This is a genomic window from Methylocystis sp. Uni0008 (assembly GCF_056838045.1).
Genome location: NZ_CM166370.1, coordinates 1,309,184 through 1,324,243 on the forward strand (window position 1 = coordinate 1,309,184; position 15,060 = coordinate 1,324,243).

Below are 15,060 nucleotides of genomic sequence, written 5' to 3' on the forward strand. Positions count from 1 at the left end.
TCTCAACCTCCCGGACGCGCGCCGAGCGTGCGCAGCACTTCGAAGGCGGCGCGGTGCTCGGCGGCGTCATGCACGCGGAAGACCTGCGCGCCGTCGCGCGCCGCGAGCAGATTGGCCGCGAGCGTGCCGACGAGCCGTCCCTCGAGAAGCCCCTCGCCCAGGCCCTTGAACAGCGATTTGCGCGAGACGCCGATCAGCAGCGGAAAGCCGAGCGTCAGCAGCTCCGGAATGGCGCGCAGCGCATCATAGTTCTGCTGGCGGCTCTTGCCGAAGCCGACGCCCGGATCGAGCAGAATGTGGCGCTCCGGCACGCCGGCGCGGCGCGCGATGTCGAGCGAGCGGGCGAAGAATCGCTTGATATCTGCGACGATGTCGATCTCGGGCTCGGTCGTCTCGCGGTTGTGCATGATGACGACCGCCGCGCCGGCCTGCGCGATCGTTTGCGCCATCTCGGGATCGCGCTGCAGGCCCCAGATGTCGTTGACGAGGCAGACGCCGAGGCCGAGCGCGCGGCGCGCCGTCTCCGCCTTGTAGGTGTCGATCGACACCGGCGCGCCCGCCTCCGCGACCAGCGCGGCGAGCAGCGGCGCGAGGCGCGCCCACTCCTCCTCGGCCGTCAGCGGGGTGTGGCCCGGGCGCGTCGACTCGGCGCCGACGTCGACGATGTCGGCGCCCTCCCCCACGAGCCGCTTCGCCTGCGCCAGCGCCGCTTCGCGACTGGCGAAAAGCCCGCCGTCCGAGAAGGAATCGGGCGTGACGTTGACGATGCCCATGATCACCGGGCGCGTCCCGATCAGCGAAAGGAAGCGATCGCGCTGCGTCGCGATCGCCTGCAGGTCGAAGGCCAAGCCGGGTCCCGTCAGTCGTCGTATTTCACATAGGCGAAGCGCTGATCGGTCTCGGGCGTGCCTTCGAGCGCGCCGCCGGCCTTGCCGGGCCGCCAGGAGACGACCTCCTCGATCTTTCTGGCGAGCTCGAAGTCCTTGTCGGTGATGCCCTTCGCAGTATGGGTCTGAAGCTTCACCTCGACCCAGGCGTAGGAGGCGGCGATGTCGGGATGGTGCCAGGCGGCCTCGGCGAGATGGCCGACCGTATTGACGACCATCAGCGTGCCCTTCCAGCTGTGCGTCTTGAATCTTCGCCGGATCCAGCCGTTCTCGTATCGCCAGTGCGGCAGTTCGCTCTTCAGCCGCGCGGCGATCTCGTCTTCGGAATAGGCGCGCTCTTCCTTTGCCATGACGGCTCCCCTCCTGCGCTTGCGACGCAACATTCTTTCGTCGAGACGCGTTATAGCCTAAACCGGCCCGAAGTCTTCCCTCCGACACAAGAGGCGCCATGCCGGCTAGTGTGAGCGTCGCGGCGAGCGCGCGGCTGCATCTCGGTTTTCTCGACATGAACGGCGGCCTGGGACGCAAGTTCGGCGGCGTCGGCCTCTCGCTCGACGCGCCGGCGACGCGGCTGACGCTGACCCGCGCCGACCGGAATTTAGTCGAGGGCCCCGAAAGCGCGCGCGCCTCTGCTCTGCTGGAGCGCGCGCAGGAGGCGCTTGGCGTCGCGCGCCGCCACCGGCTGACGCTGGAGGAGGCGATTCCCGCCCATGCCGGCTTTGGCTCCGGCACACAGCTGGCGCTCGCCGTCAGCGCGGCGCTGCGCCGCCTCGAGGACCTGCCGCATGATCCCGCCGCCGACGCGGCGCTGATGGCGCGCGGCGCGCGCTCGGGGCTCGGCGCCGGCCTGTTCCAGCTCGGCGGCGTCGTCGTCGACGGCGGCCGCGGCCCGCACACGATAACGCCGCCGGTCGTCGCCCGCGCCGCCTTTCCCGAGGACTGGCGCGTGCTGCTGGTCTGCGATCCCGGCCATGCCGGGCTGCATGGGGCCGACGAGCGCGACGCCTTCGCCGAACTGCCGCCCGTCGACGCGGCGATGAGCGGCGAAGTGTGCCGGCTGGTGCTGATGCAGATCCTGCCGGCGCTCGCCGAAAAGGAGCTCGCGCCCTTCGGCGCGGCGCTGACGCGCATCCAGGCGCTCGTCGGCGACCATTTCGCCGCGGCGCAGGGCGGACGCCGCTTCACCAGCGCCAGGGTCGAGGCGACCGTCGCCCAGCTGCTCGCCGACGGCGCGACCGGCGGCGGCCAGACCTCATGGGGGCCGACCGGCTTCGCCTTCGTCGACAGCGACATGGCGGCGCGCCGACTGCTCGGACGCCACGGCGCGAAGGCGCGCGAGGAAGGGCTGGACATTTCGATCCATCGCGGCCTCAACCGGGGCGCGAAGATCGACGCGGTCTACGCGCAGATCGCCTAGAGCGCGCTTCAAACCGCACGCGGCGCCGACCCACTGGCGCCGCATTTTTATGGCCTGCTCGCCGCCATGAACTACGCGCGCATCGCCCTTATTCTGATCGCCGGGCTCGGCCCCGCCGCGGCCCTCGCCCAGGAGGCCCCGCCCTCGAGCGGCGGCGCCTTCATCGGCCGCCTGTTCGACGCCACCGGCTTGCGCAGCCCGGCGCCGCAGGCGCAGGATTTCGTCCGCGCCTCGCGGCCCGACCGGCTCGAGTACCGCGCCTTCGATCCGACGCCGCCGAAGGACCCCAAGAAGAAATCCGCGGCCGACGTGCGCGCCCTCGCCGCCGGACTCGAAGCCGCCGCCGCCGAGAACCGCCGCCGGGCGGCCGGCGTCGCCCGGCCCGAAGCGCCGGCGAAGCCCGCCCGCTAGCGCGGCGCGACGCCAACCGGCGCATCGCGCCGCAAGACTGCTGCGGCAAGCGCCTTGCATGTCGCGCCGGGTTCTCCCCCACGGTTGCGTCCCCATGGCCTTTGAACCCGATTCCGCGTCCGACTTCGGACAAACCGATCCTGGCCTCGCCGTGCTGCGGATGGCGGCGCTGATCGCCGAATCGGGCGCCGGCCCGGATGACGAGACTCTCGATCTCCTCTTCGAACAGGTCGAGGCCGGCCATCTCGTCGACGCCGCGCCCGAAAAAATGTGGCCGGAGCTCGTGCGCGGGCTGATGAGCCCCGCGCCCTCGAAGATGATCAGGACGCTGCGCGAATGCGGCGCGCTCTTCGAAATCCTGCCCGAGGTCGCCGCGCTCGTCGGCGTGCCGCAGATGTCCGACGGCGAGGCCGAGGTCGATCTTGGCGAACACCTGCTGAAGACGCTCGATGAAGCGGCGAAACGCGGCGCGCCGTTACCCGTGCGTTTCGCGCTGCTCGCGATGCATGTCGGCAAGTCGGATTCGCCGCGCGAGCATCTGCCCGTGCATTACCGGCATGTCGAGCGCGGGCGCCCGCGCATTGAAGAAATCTGCGCGCGCTTCGGCGCGCCGGCCGAATGCCGCGATCTCGCGCTGCTGGCGCTTGGCGAATGCGAACGCGTGCACCGCGTGACGAAAATGCGCGCGGGCCCCGTCGCCCTGATGCTGGAACGTTTGGGCGCCTTCGACGCGCCGGAGCGCTTTCGCGACTTGATGATCGTCTGCGCCTGCGATTTTGGCGCCCACCCCGGTCGCGAGGGCCAAAACTATCCGAAGGCGGCGCTGCTGGAGATCGCGCTCAAGGCCTGCGCCGGCGTTACGGAGAACGAGTCAGCCGAGGCGCGCCAGAGCGCCCGCGCCGAGGCGATCGCGCTTGCCTTTCGCTCGGAGCGCTGGTCGAGCGAAGTGGGGTAGGAAATAGTGATTCGCCTTCTCAGAGACTTCCGTACGCCCATGATCGATGTTCTTGCGAGTCGTACATCGATCCCGTCGACCGAACCTCTCTAATTGAGCGGACGTTTTGAAGGGGACTGGCCCAACGTGGTCGAGTTAAGTTCATACGAGGGTGTTGACGTCGCCGTTTTGATTTCTCTTAATTGTTTTAAGACCATTTTGAATGCTCACAAATCACCTAATCTTTGCGCTATTTGATGTTTCCAGAGAGTTGAAAAATGATTGAAGGCTCCGAAATCACCGGGTTACTACTAACCAGCGATGTCTTGTTCGATGAATTTAGAAATTTGCACCCAGACGAAGTCAATCGCATAACGGTGCCCGACGCCAGTAAACAGAAAAATGCGCGCCATCGAAGCGAAGAAGAAGAGAAGCGGTTACAGGACGTTTACAACGAAGCGGTCCATAGCCTAAAAAAAAACGACAAGCATGCTGGGCAGACCGCGCTTTGTTTGTCTGGCGGCGGCATTCGAAGCGCAGCGTTCTGTCTTGGAATAATGCAGGGTCTTGCTCGTCTCAAATTGCTTTCCCAGTTTGACTATCTGTCAACAGTTTCCGGCGGTGGTTACATCGGCGGCTGGCTGTCGGCCTGGGCCACACGGGAGTTCAGCCTGCGCGAAGTGCAGCTCGGTGAAATCGAGAATCAACTCGCGAAGACCTGCGGTGCAAGTGGGTGCCGCACTGGAATCGAGCCGAAGCCTCTCGTTGAATTACGACAGAATCACGCATTCATCACCCCAAAGATTGGTCTGGGCTCCGCCGATACCTGGGCAGCAATGTCTATTATCATCCGAAACATGCTCCTGAATTGGCTGGTGTTCCTTCCGCTCGTTGCTTCAATCTTGTTTGTGCCCAGAGTGGTTGAATGGCTACTGGTCGCCTGGACAAAATCGAAGGAAGGCGCAGACACGTTTCTCCTCGCGGTGGGTTATCATTTTTGGGATCTCGCCATGGGAAAAATACCGCAGCAGCAGCCGCTGCAGTTTTTTTGGGACTGGCATTATTGGCTCGATTCGATAGGAGTAGTTCTCGTCATCTGGGGTCTTGTAAACTCGATCGTGAATCGATCCCGGAATGCGACGGAGGCTCTCGACGAAGATGGCTTTAGAAATTGGGTGATGCTTCCGCTCGTCGTGGGGGCTTTCCTGCTCGTCATGCAAAGTTGCTACTGGGTGCCAAACGGCTCCCTCCCCGATGAGAAGCAGTTTCTCGAGTGGGTTACCTATGGTGCAGCAGCCTTCTGCGTCGCTTACGTCCTCGCCTTCGCATGGATGGCTGGAATCATCTTCTGGGTGCGTAAAGAGAAACTCAACTTCGGTAAGCTTAGGAGAGCGGGGCTAGAGTTCTGTGCACAGATAGTTGCAGGAGCCGTTATAGGTCAGGGCTGTTCAGTTCTCTGAACTGTGAGGCATTTTCCCGATTCCCGGCTCGGTAGATATGTGAATCTATATGCGACAACCCGAATCGGAGGTTGTCGCATGCAGGCGTCGCTGCTGGAGATTTTGCGCGAGATACCGGACCATCGTCGGCGAGAAGGCAAGCGGTTCGATTTGGCGACCGTGCTGCTTTACTCGATCCTCGCCATGGTCGCCGGCGCGAATTCCTACCGGCAGATGCATGAGTTCATCCGTGCGCATCTGCAACGGCTCAATGCGGCGTTTGGCCTGGAGCTGCCTTATTCTCCGTCCTACACCGGATTGCGTCTGATCCTGCAAAGCATCGACCCGGCGGCGCTGGAGACGGCGTTCCGTCGTCACGCCGCGAGCTTGCCGCGTCCGCCGCAGGCAGAGGAGCTGACCGCAATCGCCGTTGACGGAAAAACGCTACGCGGCAGCTTCGACGCCTTCGCTGATCGCAAGGCCGCGCATATGATGTCGGCGCTGCGTCACGTCGACCAGATCGTGCTCGCACATGTGATGGTGGCGGAAAAGAGTAATGAAATTCCTGCGGCGCCCGAATTGATCGAAGCCTTGGGGCTGAAGGATTGCCTGTTCACGCTCGACGCCGAACATTGCCAAAAAAATTGTTCGAACGCGTGATTGCATGCGGCAATCATCTGCTGACCCAGGTGAAAGACAATCAACCCAAGCTGCGGAGCCGGCTCGAACTGGGCGCCGCGGGCCGCAAGCCGAGCGGCTATGCCAAGAGCATGGCGAAAGGCCGCAACCGTTGGGAGACGCGCGAACTGACGGTCTTTCCCGCCAAGGCGTGGTTCCGCCATACGCCTTGGGAGCCGCTGATCAAAACCGTATTGCGGCTTGAGCGCACGGTTTGCCGGCGCAATCCGGCGACCGGGCTTTTCAAACAAACGACGGAGATCGTCTTTTGGGTTTCTTCCGCCGTCGGCTCGCCGCCGGAACAATGGAACGAATGGATCAGAGGCCATTGGCGCATCGAGAACGGCAGTCATTATGTGCGCGACGTCGCCTTCGCCGAAGACGCCTCGCGCATCCGCAAAAACCCCGACATCGTCGCACGCATACGCTCATTCGCCTACAATCTGCTGCGCGCAGACGGCTGCCAAAACATCAAAAACGCCAGATGGCGCAACGCTATCGATCTCAACGAAGTCCTAAAAATGCATTGGATTTGTTGAGAACTAAACAGCCCTGCGTTATAGGTGCCCTTATCTGGTCGGGACTTTGGCTAAGGCATGTAACAACTCGTGGTCATCCTGAAGACGCAATCAAGTATGACGCAGTGTTTGGCGTCCCATGGTATTTGATGGCCTTCCTTCTCGGCCAAGTTCTCTTGGCCGCATTGACGAGCAGGTTGTATCCCAAGGCCGGCGATCGGCACCGAGAGTGGTGGGCGCGAGCCAGCGGCTACTACGGGGCGTGGGCCGTTATGTGGGTCGCGGCGTTTTGGCTCGTGATATTTGGTTGGGACGCGGTGAAGCATCTGCAAACCGAGATGCTCGCCGTCGCAGGAGGATCCGGCGCGATTAGCCTTCTCGGCGCCAGTCCAATCTCAGGCACATTGGGCGAAACCTTGAAAGGAATCAAGCTTTCCGTCGCCAAATTGCTTACCCTGGCGTCGATCGTCTTCTTGCTCTGCCTTGCAATTTGGATCGCTCATTCGTCAATGCTATTGCTTGAAGCGATGTCGCCAGTTCCGTTTTTGGAGTTGGATCCTGAGACACTACCAAATGCTACGACCGCCGAGGTTAACCTCAAGTCGACCGTTCTCGCCACATTAGCGCTTTTCATTTTCAGCCTCGTAACGTCATTCTACGTCAACGTGAACTATTTTTCTTTAAACGCGATGTATCGTAATCGCCTTGTACGGGCATTCCTCGGTGCCTCGAACGCAGGCGCTAAGGATCGCAGCTCATTTGATGGCTTTGCGGACAGTGATAATCTTGAGATGCACGAACTTCGTCGCGGCCCCAAAGCCAAACTGTTCCACGTCGTCAACATCACGCTTAACTTGACTGCTACTGATAATAGGGCGTGGCAAGAGCCCAAGGCCGCATCTTTTATATGCACGCCTCTGCACACCGGCGGAAATCTTGTCGGGTATCGGAGTTCGAAAGCTTACTGCAACGGTATAACGCTCGGAACCGCTATGTCGCTGTCAGGTGCCGCGGTCAGCCCCAATTGGGGCTACCATTCCTCCACAGCGACGAGCTTTGTCATGACGATTTTCAACGCCCGCCTAGGCGGGTGGTTTGGCAATCCGAAAGATCCCACGGGTTGGAACAAGAACGGCCCCGATGCTAGTTACCGGCGCTTCATACAGGAGGCGCTAGGATTCGCGTCCGACAAGCAACCTTTCGTTTATCTTTCGGACGGCGGGCATTTCGAAAACTTGGCCCTCTATGAAATGGTTAGGCGCCGATGCCACGTCATCGTTGTCTGCGACGCGGGCGCTGACTTTGATTGTACGTTAGAGGACCTCGGCAACGCAGTAAGAAAGATTTACATTGATCTCGGGGTTGAAATAGATTTTGAACGGATTGATGTGCGAGCACGTGAAAAGATGCTGCCGAAGACAGGAATATATGCAGCTGTTGGCCGTGTACGATATCCGGAGAAGGGCGCGAAAGATGGCAAAATTATTTACATCAAGCCCGGTCTCTACGTCGACGCCCCCGCCGACGTCAAGGCCTATGCCGCTGCCAACGCAAAGTTTCCACACGATATAACCTTGAACCAGTGGTTCACTGAATCGCAGTTTGAAAGCTACCGAGCACTCGGTGAACATGCGATCAAAATGATGACTGGGCTACGCGATCCTGCCGCAAAGACGACTAATTGGCCTCCCCAATCGCCCGAGATTGTGGATCTTCTCGATTTTTGTGAGCACGTCGAGCATTACCTTGATGTCAACAAAGAACTCAGCAGGGTGTAACACGTCTATAGGCGAGCAGTGTTTGTGCAGAACGCCCGTAAGATACATTGGCGATTTCCTTCGCCCCCTTGCTTTTGAAGCCGCATAACCGACGCGATTAAGAGAATTTTTTTGGCAGGTGGCACTGAATGCACACCGCCCTGCCCTCACAGCTTCCCCTCATCCGTCAGCGACATGACGTCGGCGACGATTCCGCGCTTGACGAGGCAGCGCCAGGGCGCGCGGTCGGGTCCGACGCCGATCGTCACCGTATTGTTCGCCTCCGCGGTTTCGACGTTGAGAACGACGACCTTCGGATTGTTGGTCTTGCGCTTCACGGCGAGCAGGCAGGCGGTCTTGTCGCCGCGCAGCCCGCCAGCGCCGGCGGGCGACGCGCCGTCGGCCGGCTTCGTCGCGGTCCCTGCTCCCGCACCTGCCACGGCTCCGGCGCCCTCCCCTGAACCGGCGCGCTGATCCTCGGCGGCGCGGCAGCCCCTCTTGTAGGATTCGCCGTGCTGGTTCTCGTCCCAGCGGCCGGCCTTGCAATCGGCGTAGCCGCGCTTGTATTCGCGCTGCGCGGCGGTCGAGGCCGACGCGCCGGCGCCGGCGAGCGCCAGGGCGATGAAAGCGGCTGCGGCGACAATGCGATGTTTCATATGCGCCTCTCAAAAACGGCGAGAACGGCCGAATGCTAATCCCGGCGAGGCTGGCCGCGCCAAGGGATTCTCATTCCCGCCGCGCGACACATCCGCGCTGCGGGCGCCCGCGACGCGTTGCCACGCCTTCCGCGCGCAACCTTATCGAATGCAGCGGCGCGGAGCTTGTCTCCGATCAGAGATCCGCATCGCGCCGATCGCGGACCGTCATCCGCGGCGCGAAGAGCCGCCGCGGCAAACCCGGCGCTCGATCTTATTCCGCACGCCGGATCGGCGGCGGCGCCCAGCGGCCATCGAGCGCCGGCGGCTTTGGCGCATAGAGGCGCATCGTGATGTTCTCGCTGCCGCTCGCCGGGGACGGAAGCCAGTTGGACTCCTTGTCGGGCCCGGGATTGGCGCTCTGAATGTAAAGATCGAGCGAGCCGTCGGCGTTGTATTTCAGCGGATCGCGGTCGCCGATCGCAAAGCGGTTCAGCGCATTGGCGACTTGAAAGCCGGCGCCGTCGTAAAGCGTGATCGACCAGAAAGCGTCGACGGGGGGCAGCTCGGCCTTCGTGAAATGCAGGACGTATTTCTCCTCGCCCTTGAGCGGCTTGCCGTCGCTGTCGGCGAGATTGAGCGGGTAGATCGCGTCCTCGGGCTGGTTCGCGCCGAGTCCCACCTGCGCGACGATGGCGCGTTTCAGATAATAGTTCCCATAGACGCCCATCGTATCGGTGTTCATCTGCCAGCCGTTCACGACGCGCGCCAGCGTCGGCGTCTTTTCCTTCATCAGCGCAAGACCATCTGTGCGCGCCTTCTCGAGCGCGCGCTTCACGGCGGGATCGGCGGAGTCGAAATTGAAGCTCTTGCCGCGCTCGACGCCGATGCGCTTCAAGCGCGTGAGCTGCGACCAGTCCGTCCCATGCGGCGGGTTGGCTTTCATCAGCTCGGCGCCATGGGCGAAGAATTTGGCCGCCGGCATCGAGTCGACCTGCTCGAGCGGCGGCGTCTTCATATCGACGTTCGGGTCGATCTTCGTCGCTGCGGGCTTTGCCGGTTTGCGCCAATGCGAAAGCGGAGTGAGCCTGTAGCCGTCCTGAACGGCGTGGACGGCGTCATAATCCTTGGGACCATCGTTTGCGTGCGCCCGACGATCCAGACATAGGGCGTCGGCGAATCGATCCGCTTCACGCCGGCGGGGAGTCGCCCTTTCCAATTCTGCGGGACGATGGCGAAATCGCCGGCGCCCGCGCCGCTGGTGCGCTTGCCGGGGACGGCGAAGACGTCCGTCCACATGTCGAGCAACGGCAGCAGGTAGTAGCGCCCCTTGGTGTCGGGCGTCGAAAGGATGATCGGCTCCTTGGTCAGATCGAGCCAGGCGATGGAGTAGAGCGTATCGAAATTGGGGCGCACGACGTCGCGAAAGTCCGCCGGCGGATAGGTCCGCACGTGGTGGAATTCGTTCATCGGTCCTGCGCCCGGCTTCTTTCCCGCCTCGATGTTGGTCATGACTTTTCGCGTCACGTCCATGCTGATCAGCGGATAGAAGTAGAGATAGGCCTCCTTGCCGATCTCATAGGCTTCCTGTTCAGTGATCGGCTCGGCGGCGCGGGCGGCGTGCTGAAAGGCGATCGATCCCAGCCCAAGCGCCGCTATGGCGACAATCTGAATTCCAAAATGCAGACGCACTGGCCGCCTCCTTTTTATGGACGCGACAGAGAGCGCAAACAGAGCCCGGCCGCCTCGCCATACTAGCCGATTCCACTCGGGGCGAAACAAAGACGGCGCGGATAGCCGGCGCGCGAACGCGCTTCGATCGGCGCGGCCTTACGCCGGCGCCAACAAAATTCTCGATTGCGCATCGTCGAAAGAATCGGCGCCCGCGCGAAATAAAAAACGGATTCAGCTACTTCGTGATGGCGCCGCGCGCCATATCGAACGGCGGCGGGAAGAGAGCGCGCGACCGTTCCGGCTGACTATGCCGGCAGCATGATCACTTTCGTCTTGACCGGCGTTCGCGAATAGAGGTCGAGCATGTCCTGACTGAGGAGGCCGGTGCAGCCGCTCGTGATGCCCTGCCCGAGCGTGTCGGGGTCGCTGGTGCTGTAGATCGTGTAGACCGTGTAAACGCCGTTCTTATAGAGATACAGCACGCGCGCGCCGAGCGGATTCTCCAGACCTCCCGGCATGCCGCCGGCGTATTTGCGCGCCTCCGGCTGGCGCGCCATCATCTCCTTGGGCGGCGTCCATGTGGGCCATTCGGCCTTGCGCCCGACATAGACTTCGCCGCTCCAGAGAAACCCGGGTCGGCTGACATTGGCGCCGTAGCGCGTCGCCATTCCATCGCCTTCGATGCGGTAGAGATGGAACTTGCCGGGATCGATGATGATCGTGCCCGGCGCTTCCTTGCTGTCGTAGCGCACCTTCTGGCGAAAATATTTCGGATCGACTCTGCTGATGTCGACTGCAGGGATCGGGAATTTCTCGCTCGGCACGGCCGCGTAAAACTTCGCCGCCTCGGCGCGCAGCAAGTCGTCGGACGATACGCAGCCGGCGAGGCCGGCGGCGCCTATGCCGGCGGCGGAGCCGACCAGAAACGACCGGCGGCTGAGGCGCCCCGACGCAAGCCCATGTTGAGCTTCATCGCTGCTTTCGCCGGCGCCGGCGATCCCGTTGTCCATGTTCATGATTTTGGAGTCCCCACCCCTGTCGCCGATCAGAGAATGCTCCGGCATAAACCCGCTGAGCGTTTTGGCTGAGCCGAGATAGCCATAACTTGCTTTTCGGAATGTAAAGAACGTCGGCTTTGCCGCGTGATTTCGGTCATTCTGTGGCGCCGTCCGCCACGCGCGACGAAGCGCATCGTCCTGCCGCCTACCCCGTCCGCTCATGGCGCCGCGTCGGCTGAGAAATTGCTTTGAAGAATTATGATGTTGCGCGGATGCGTCGCCCCGAGGCGGCGCTTCCGCGCATTTCAGGCGCGCGGGGGCTCCGAAGATCGATCGCGCCCTTCGTTGGCGAAGCAGGCCGCTCGCGCGCTTCGTTCGCTATGCAGCTCGGTCGAACTGGCGTGGCATAGCCGCCGCCTCTCCCCGCTTGCGGGGAGATTTGCGCCACGATCGCGGAGAACCGTCGCCGCACAGTCAAGCCTGCGAATGCATCCGTCTCGTCGCGATGAAGGCCGCGGTCAAGAAGCGTTGCGAAGTGCGACATTGTCGAATAATTCCGGTGCTGTACATTGGTCAGTCACGATTGTCGGGAGCGCGCCTCATTGTCCGTGCCCATAGAGTCCACTCCGCGTTTTCCGACAGGCGTTCCGGGACTCGACAGAGTTCTTCACGGCGGTCTTCCGCGCTGCGCGCTGATTCTCATCGAAGGCCCGCCCGGCAGCGGCAAGACCACCATGGCGCTGCAGTTCCTGTTCCAGGCGGTTCGCGCGGGTGAAACCTGCCTGCTCGCGACAAGCGCCGAGTCGCCGCAACAGCTGCGCTCGATCGCCGCCTCGCACGGATGGAGTCTCGACGGGGTCAATATCACGGGCCTGTCCGAGCCGCCGAGCGCCGAAGACAAATGGCTCGATTACACGCTGTTCCCCGAAGCGGAGGTCGAGATCGGCGAGACGTTCGACCATCTTTTTTCCGAAGTCGAACGCTTGAAACCGAAGCTGCTGGTGCTCGACACCATCTCGAGTCTGCGCATTATGGCGCCGACGCCGGCCTTCCACCGGCGCCAACTGAAACGTATTCGCGACTTCATGGCGGCGCGCGACTGCACGACGGTCATGCTGGATGAAGCATCGACGGGGGAAAAGGATCTTCGCAGCCAGACGATGTCCGACGGCATCATCGAATTGCGGCAAAAGCCGTCTGCATACGGCGCCGACCGCCGCGCATTGCGCGTGAAAAAGCTGCGCGGCTGCAGCTATGTGAGCGGCTCGCATGACGTGACGATCGCCGCAGGCGGGCTGACCGTGCACCCTCGCCTCGTCGCGCAGAGCTTTCCGAGCCTCACGGCGGGGCCGCCGCTCGACTCCGGCAATCCGGAGATTGACGCGCTTGTCGGCGGCGGGCTTCCCCGCGGTTCGAACACGCTCGTCATCGGACCCGCAGGCGTGGGCAAATCGACCATTTCATCTCTCTACGCAATGGCTGCGGCCAAGCGCGGCGAAAAATGCGCCGTCCTGCTGTTCGATGAGAGCGAGGAGAGCTATATGAAGCGCAGCGAGGGATTAGGCCTCGACATGCGCGCTGAAGTCGAAGCCGGACGCATCGACCTCAGGCATCTTGATCCGGCCGAACTGAGCGTCGGCGAGATCGCCTCCCTGCTTGTGGATCGAATCGAGAAGCAGGACGTGAAGCTCGTCGTGATGGACACGCTGAACGGGTATCTGCAATCCGCGATGGAAGAACCGAGCGTCATTCTTCACATCAGGGAGCTGCTCTCCTTTATGAGCCGTCGTCAGATTGTCACCCTCATGACGCTGACCCAGCACGGACTCTTTGGAACGGAACTCTCCGCGCCGCTGGACTTCAGCTTCCTGGCCGACAATGTGTTCCTGCTGCGCTTTTTCGAGCTTGACGGCGCCCTGCACAAGGCTTTGTCGGTCGTCAAGAAGCGTGGCGGCCGACACGAGCACACAATCCGCAAGCTGACGATGAGAACGGGAGGCGTCGACGTCAGCGAGCCGCTCATAGGCTTCACCGGCGTCCTGACGGGCACGCCGATGTATCATCCCGAAGCCATCGCGCCGATTCGATAATGGCGGTGCATAGCGCAGCGGAGATTGTCCCGAGAGCCGACGACGGCCTGCGCGTTCTGATCATGACGCCCGCCGGACGCGACGCCGCCCTTGCCGAAGACGCGCTCAATCGCAGCGGTCTTCGCAGCTGCGTTTGCAGCGACGAAGAAGAGCTGCGCCGAGAGATCGCGAAAGGCGCCGGCTGCATTCTGATCGCGGAAGAGGCGTTGCCGCATGGTTGCGCGGCCACATTGGAAGATTTGATCGGTCCTGAACCGGCGTGGTCCCGGCTGCCCATCGTGCTGCTTCTCGCCCGCGGCCGCGCGCACAAAGACCTGGCGTTGCTGCGAAAGGTGGAAAAGCGCCCCAATGTCAGCTTCATCGAACGCCCGGCGCCGAAACGCTCACTGATCAGCGCGCTCAAGAACGCGATTGAAGCCCGTCGTCTACAATACGCCATTCGCGACGCGCTGGAGGCGCTGCAGACCGCCAATCGCCGCAAGGACGAGTTCCTCGCCGTGCTCGCGCATGAGCTGCGCAATCCTCTGGCCGCGATCAGCTCCGCAGCTTACATCAAGCGACGCTCGGCCGGCGGCGATGGCGACGCCATGCTGTCGGTGATCGAGAGGCAAACGCAACAGCTCACTCGGATCGTCGACGACCTCCTCGAGGTTTCGCGCATCACCCACGGCAAGATAGAGCTTCAAAAGGAGCGCCTGGATCTTGTCGCGCTCGTGCGCGAAGTGTTTGAAAATGGGGCCGACAAACTTCAGGCCGGAAAACATCGCAAACAGCTCTCCGCGAACTCGACACAGCTTTTCATCGACGGCGATCCCGTGCGTCTCAACCAAGTGTTCGCCAATATCCTCAACAACGCCGCGAAATACACCGCGGATGACGGCGCCATCGATGTGACAGTGACGCGGGAGGACGGCTTCGCGGTGGTCGTCGTCAAGGATACGGGCGTCGGCATTCCGCCCGACATGCTGACGCGCATTTTCGACATCTTCGCCCAGGTCGACAGCAACCTCAGCAGAGCGCAAGGCGGGATTGGCGTCGGGCTGTCGCTTGCCCGCAGCCTCGTAACGCTGCACGGAGGCACGATCGACGCCCGGAGCGGCGGCGCGGATAAGGGCAGCACGTTCATCGTTCGGCTTCCGTTGAGCGAAGCGCCCGTCGCCTCCAACGCTGCGCCCCCGCAAGCGACAATCGAGCGCCGCGCATCGCGAACGAAGGTCTTGGTCGTGGACGACGACCGCCTTGTCGGCGAACTCACCGGCGAGCTGATCGCTTCTTCGGAATGAACGTCCGGGTCGTCGCTGGCGGCGCCGAGGCGCTGGAAATCATTCCGCAGTTCAAGCCGCGCATCGTCTTTGTCGATATCGGCATGCCCGGGCTCGATGGTTACGAGACCGTGCGCCGAATCAGACAGCTTCCGGACGGAGAGTCGCTCTTCGTCGCAGCCTTGTCGGGCTGGGGCCAGCCCGAGGATTGCAGGAGAAGCGCCGTAGCCGGCTTCGATCGGCATTTCGTCAAGCCCATCAAGATTTCAGAACTGGAAAAATTATTCGCGGAGTCGCCAGCCTAAGCAGACGGCGCGTGATTCGTCGCAGGGGATTGCACAGGCAAACGAGCCCCCGCAG

12 protein-coding genes and 2 pseudogenes are annotated in these 15,060 nt (G+C 62.5%); 9 read left to right on the top strand and 5 right to left on the bottom strand.

Going from position 1 to position 15,060, the window contains the following annotated elements; all coding sequences use genetic code 11:
• Positions 1 to 2 precede the first annotated feature (2 nt).
• Positions 3 to 848: a dihydropteroate synthase gene (gene folP / locus AC0X69_RS06410; RefSeq protein ID WP_482612406.1), complete on the bottom strand. Its 846-nt coding sequence runs from the start codon at positions 846 to 848 to the stop codon at positions 3 to 5.
• Positions 849 to 859: 11 nt separating this feature from the next.
• Positions 860 to 1,237: a 4a-hydroxytetrahydrobiopterin dehydratase gene (locus tag AC0X69_RS06415; RefSeq protein ID WP_482612408.1), complete on the bottom strand. Its 378-nt coding sequence runs from the start codon at positions 1,235 to 1,237 to the stop codon at positions 860 to 862.
• A gap of 98 nt (positions 1,238 to 1,335) precedes the next feature.
• Here AC0X69_RS06415 and AC0X69_RS06420 point away from each other — a divergent pair, with 98 nt between their 5' ends.
• From AC0X69_RS06420 to AC0X69_RS06445, 6 genes and pseudogenes are all read left to right on the top strand, one after another.
• Positions 1,336 to 2,304, top strand: a complete 969-nt coding sequence (locus AC0X69_RS06420) for a beta-ribofuranosylaminobenzene 5'-phosphate synthase family protein (RefSeq protein ID WP_482612410.1) — start codon at positions 1,336 to 1,338, stop codon at positions 2,302 to 2,304.
• A gap of 66 nt (positions 2,305 to 2,370) precedes the next feature.
• Entirely contained in the window at positions 2,371 to 2,715 is a 345-nt protein-coding gene (locus AC0X69_RS06425; protein WP_482612412.1) for a hypothetical protein, read from the top strand.
• A gap of 94 nt (positions 2,716 to 2,809) precedes the next feature.
• A complete protein-coding gene (locus AC0X69_RS06430) occupies positions 2,810 to 3,670 on the top strand; it encodes a tRNA nucleotidyltransferase/poly(A) polymerase-related protein (protein WP_482612414.1) in 861 nt (286 codons plus the stop codon).
• Positions 3,671 to 3,927: 257 nt separating this feature from the next.
• A complete protein-coding gene (locus AC0X69_RS06435) occupies positions 3,928 to 5,109 on the top strand; it encodes a patatin-like phospholipase family protein (protein WP_482612416.1) in 1,182 nt (393 codons plus the stop codon).
• Positions 5,110 to 5,187: 78 nt separating this feature from the next.
• Positions 5,188 to 6,305: pseudogene (locus tag AC0X69_RS06440) on the top strand (ISAs1 family transposase).
• Positions 6,306 to 6,433: 128 nt separating this feature from the next.
• Complete coding sequence (locus AC0X69_RS06445; RefSeq protein WP_482612418.1) at positions 6,434 to 8,062, top strand: hypothetical protein; 1,629 nt, start codon at positions 6,434 to 6,436, stop codon at positions 8,060 to 8,062.
• A gap of 146 nt (positions 8,063 to 8,208) precedes the next feature.
• On the opposite strand, the gene AC0X69_RS06450 is transcribed toward AC0X69_RS06445, so the two are convergent.
• The 3 genes and pseudogenes from AC0X69_RS06450 to AC0X69_RS06460 form a co-directional block, all read right to left on the bottom strand.
• Positions 8,209 to 8,697, bottom strand: a complete 489-nt coding sequence (locus AC0X69_RS06450) for a hypothetical protein (protein WP_482612420.1) — start codon at positions 8,695 to 8,697, stop codon at positions 8,209 to 8,211.
• A 253-nt stretch (positions 8,698 to 8,950) separates the two neighbouring features.
• Positions 8,951 to 10,335 (bottom strand): annotated as a pseudogene (locus AC0X69_RS06455) (DUF1254 domain-containing protein).
• Between the two features lie 320 nt (positions 10,336 to 10,655).
• Complete coding sequence (locus AC0X69_RS06460) at positions 10,656 to 11,366, bottom strand: L,D-transpeptidase (protein ID WP_482612422.1); 711 nt, start codon at positions 11,364 to 11,366, stop codon at positions 10,656 to 10,658.
• Positions 11,367 to 11,956: 590 nt separating this feature from the next.
• Between AC0X69_RS06460 and AC0X69_RS06465 the strand changes: the two genes are divergently transcribed.
• Genes AC0X69_RS06465 through AC0X69_RS06475 form a run of 3 tightly spaced genes read left to right on the top strand, consistent with a single transcriptional unit; the run spans position 11,957 to position 15,005 of the window.
• Entirely contained in the window at positions 11,957 to 13,438 is a 1,482-nt protein-coding gene (locus AC0X69_RS06465) for a DUF7125 family protein (RefSeq protein ID WP_482613319.1), read from the top strand.
• On the top strand, positions 13,438 to 14,721 hold the full coding sequence (locus AC0X69_RS06470) for an ATP-binding protein (protein WP_482612424.1): 1,284 nt from the start codon (positions 13,438 to 13,440) through the stop codon (positions 14,719 to 14,721). Before AC0X69_RS06465 ends, AC0X69_RS06470 begins: the two co-directional genes overlap by 1 nt.
• Entirely contained in the window at positions 14,718 to 15,005 is a 288-nt protein-coding gene (locus AC0X69_RS06475; RefSeq protein ID WP_482612426.1) for a response regulator, read from the top strand. Before AC0X69_RS06470 ends, AC0X69_RS06475 begins: the two co-directional genes overlap by 4 nt.
• Positions 15,006 to 15,060 lie beyond the last annotated feature (55 nt).

Bases quoted from the DNA above. Each gene is read 5' to 3' on its own strand.
- AC0X69_RS06415 (WP_482612408.1), bottom strand. From the start codon at position 1,237: ATGGCAAAGGAAGAGCGCGCCTATTCCGAAGACGAGATCGCCGCGCGG.
- AC0X69_RS06420 (WP_482612410.1), top strand. From the start codon at position 1,336: ATGCCGGCTAGTGTGAGCGTCGCGGCGAGCGCGCGGCTGCATCTCGGT.
- AC0X69_RS06425 (WP_482612412.1), top strand. From the start codon at position 2,371: ATGAACTACGCGCGCATCGCCCTTATTCTGATCGCCGGGCTCGGCCCC.
- AC0X69_RS06430 (WP_482612414.1), top strand. From the start codon at position 2,810: ATGGCCTTTGAACCCGATTCCGCGTCCGACTTCGGACAAACCGATCCT.
- AC0X69_RS06435 (WP_482612416.1), top strand. From the start codon at position 3,928: ATGATTGAAGGCTCCGAAATCACCGGGTTACTACTAACCAGCGATGTC.
- AC0X69_RS06445 (WP_482612418.1), top strand. From the start codon at position 6,434: ATGGCCTTCCTTCTCGGCCAAGTTCTCTTGGCCGCATTGACGAGCAGG.
- AC0X69_RS06450 (WP_482612420.1), bottom strand. From the start codon at position 8,697: ATGAAACATCGCATTGTCGCCGCAGCCGCTTTCATCGCCCTGGCGCTC.
- AC0X69_RS06460 (WP_482612422.1), bottom strand. From the start codon at position 11,366: ATGAACATGGACAACGGGATCGCCGGCGCCGGCGAAAGCAGCGATGAA.
- AC0X69_RS06470 (WP_482612424.1), top strand. From the start codon at position 13,438: ATGGCGGTGCATAGCGCAGCGGAGATTGTCCCGAGAGCCGACGACGGC.
- AC0X69_RS06475 (WP_482612426.1), top strand. From the start codon at position 14,718: ATGAACGTCCGGGTCGTCGCTGGCGGCGCCGAGGCGCTGGAAATCATT.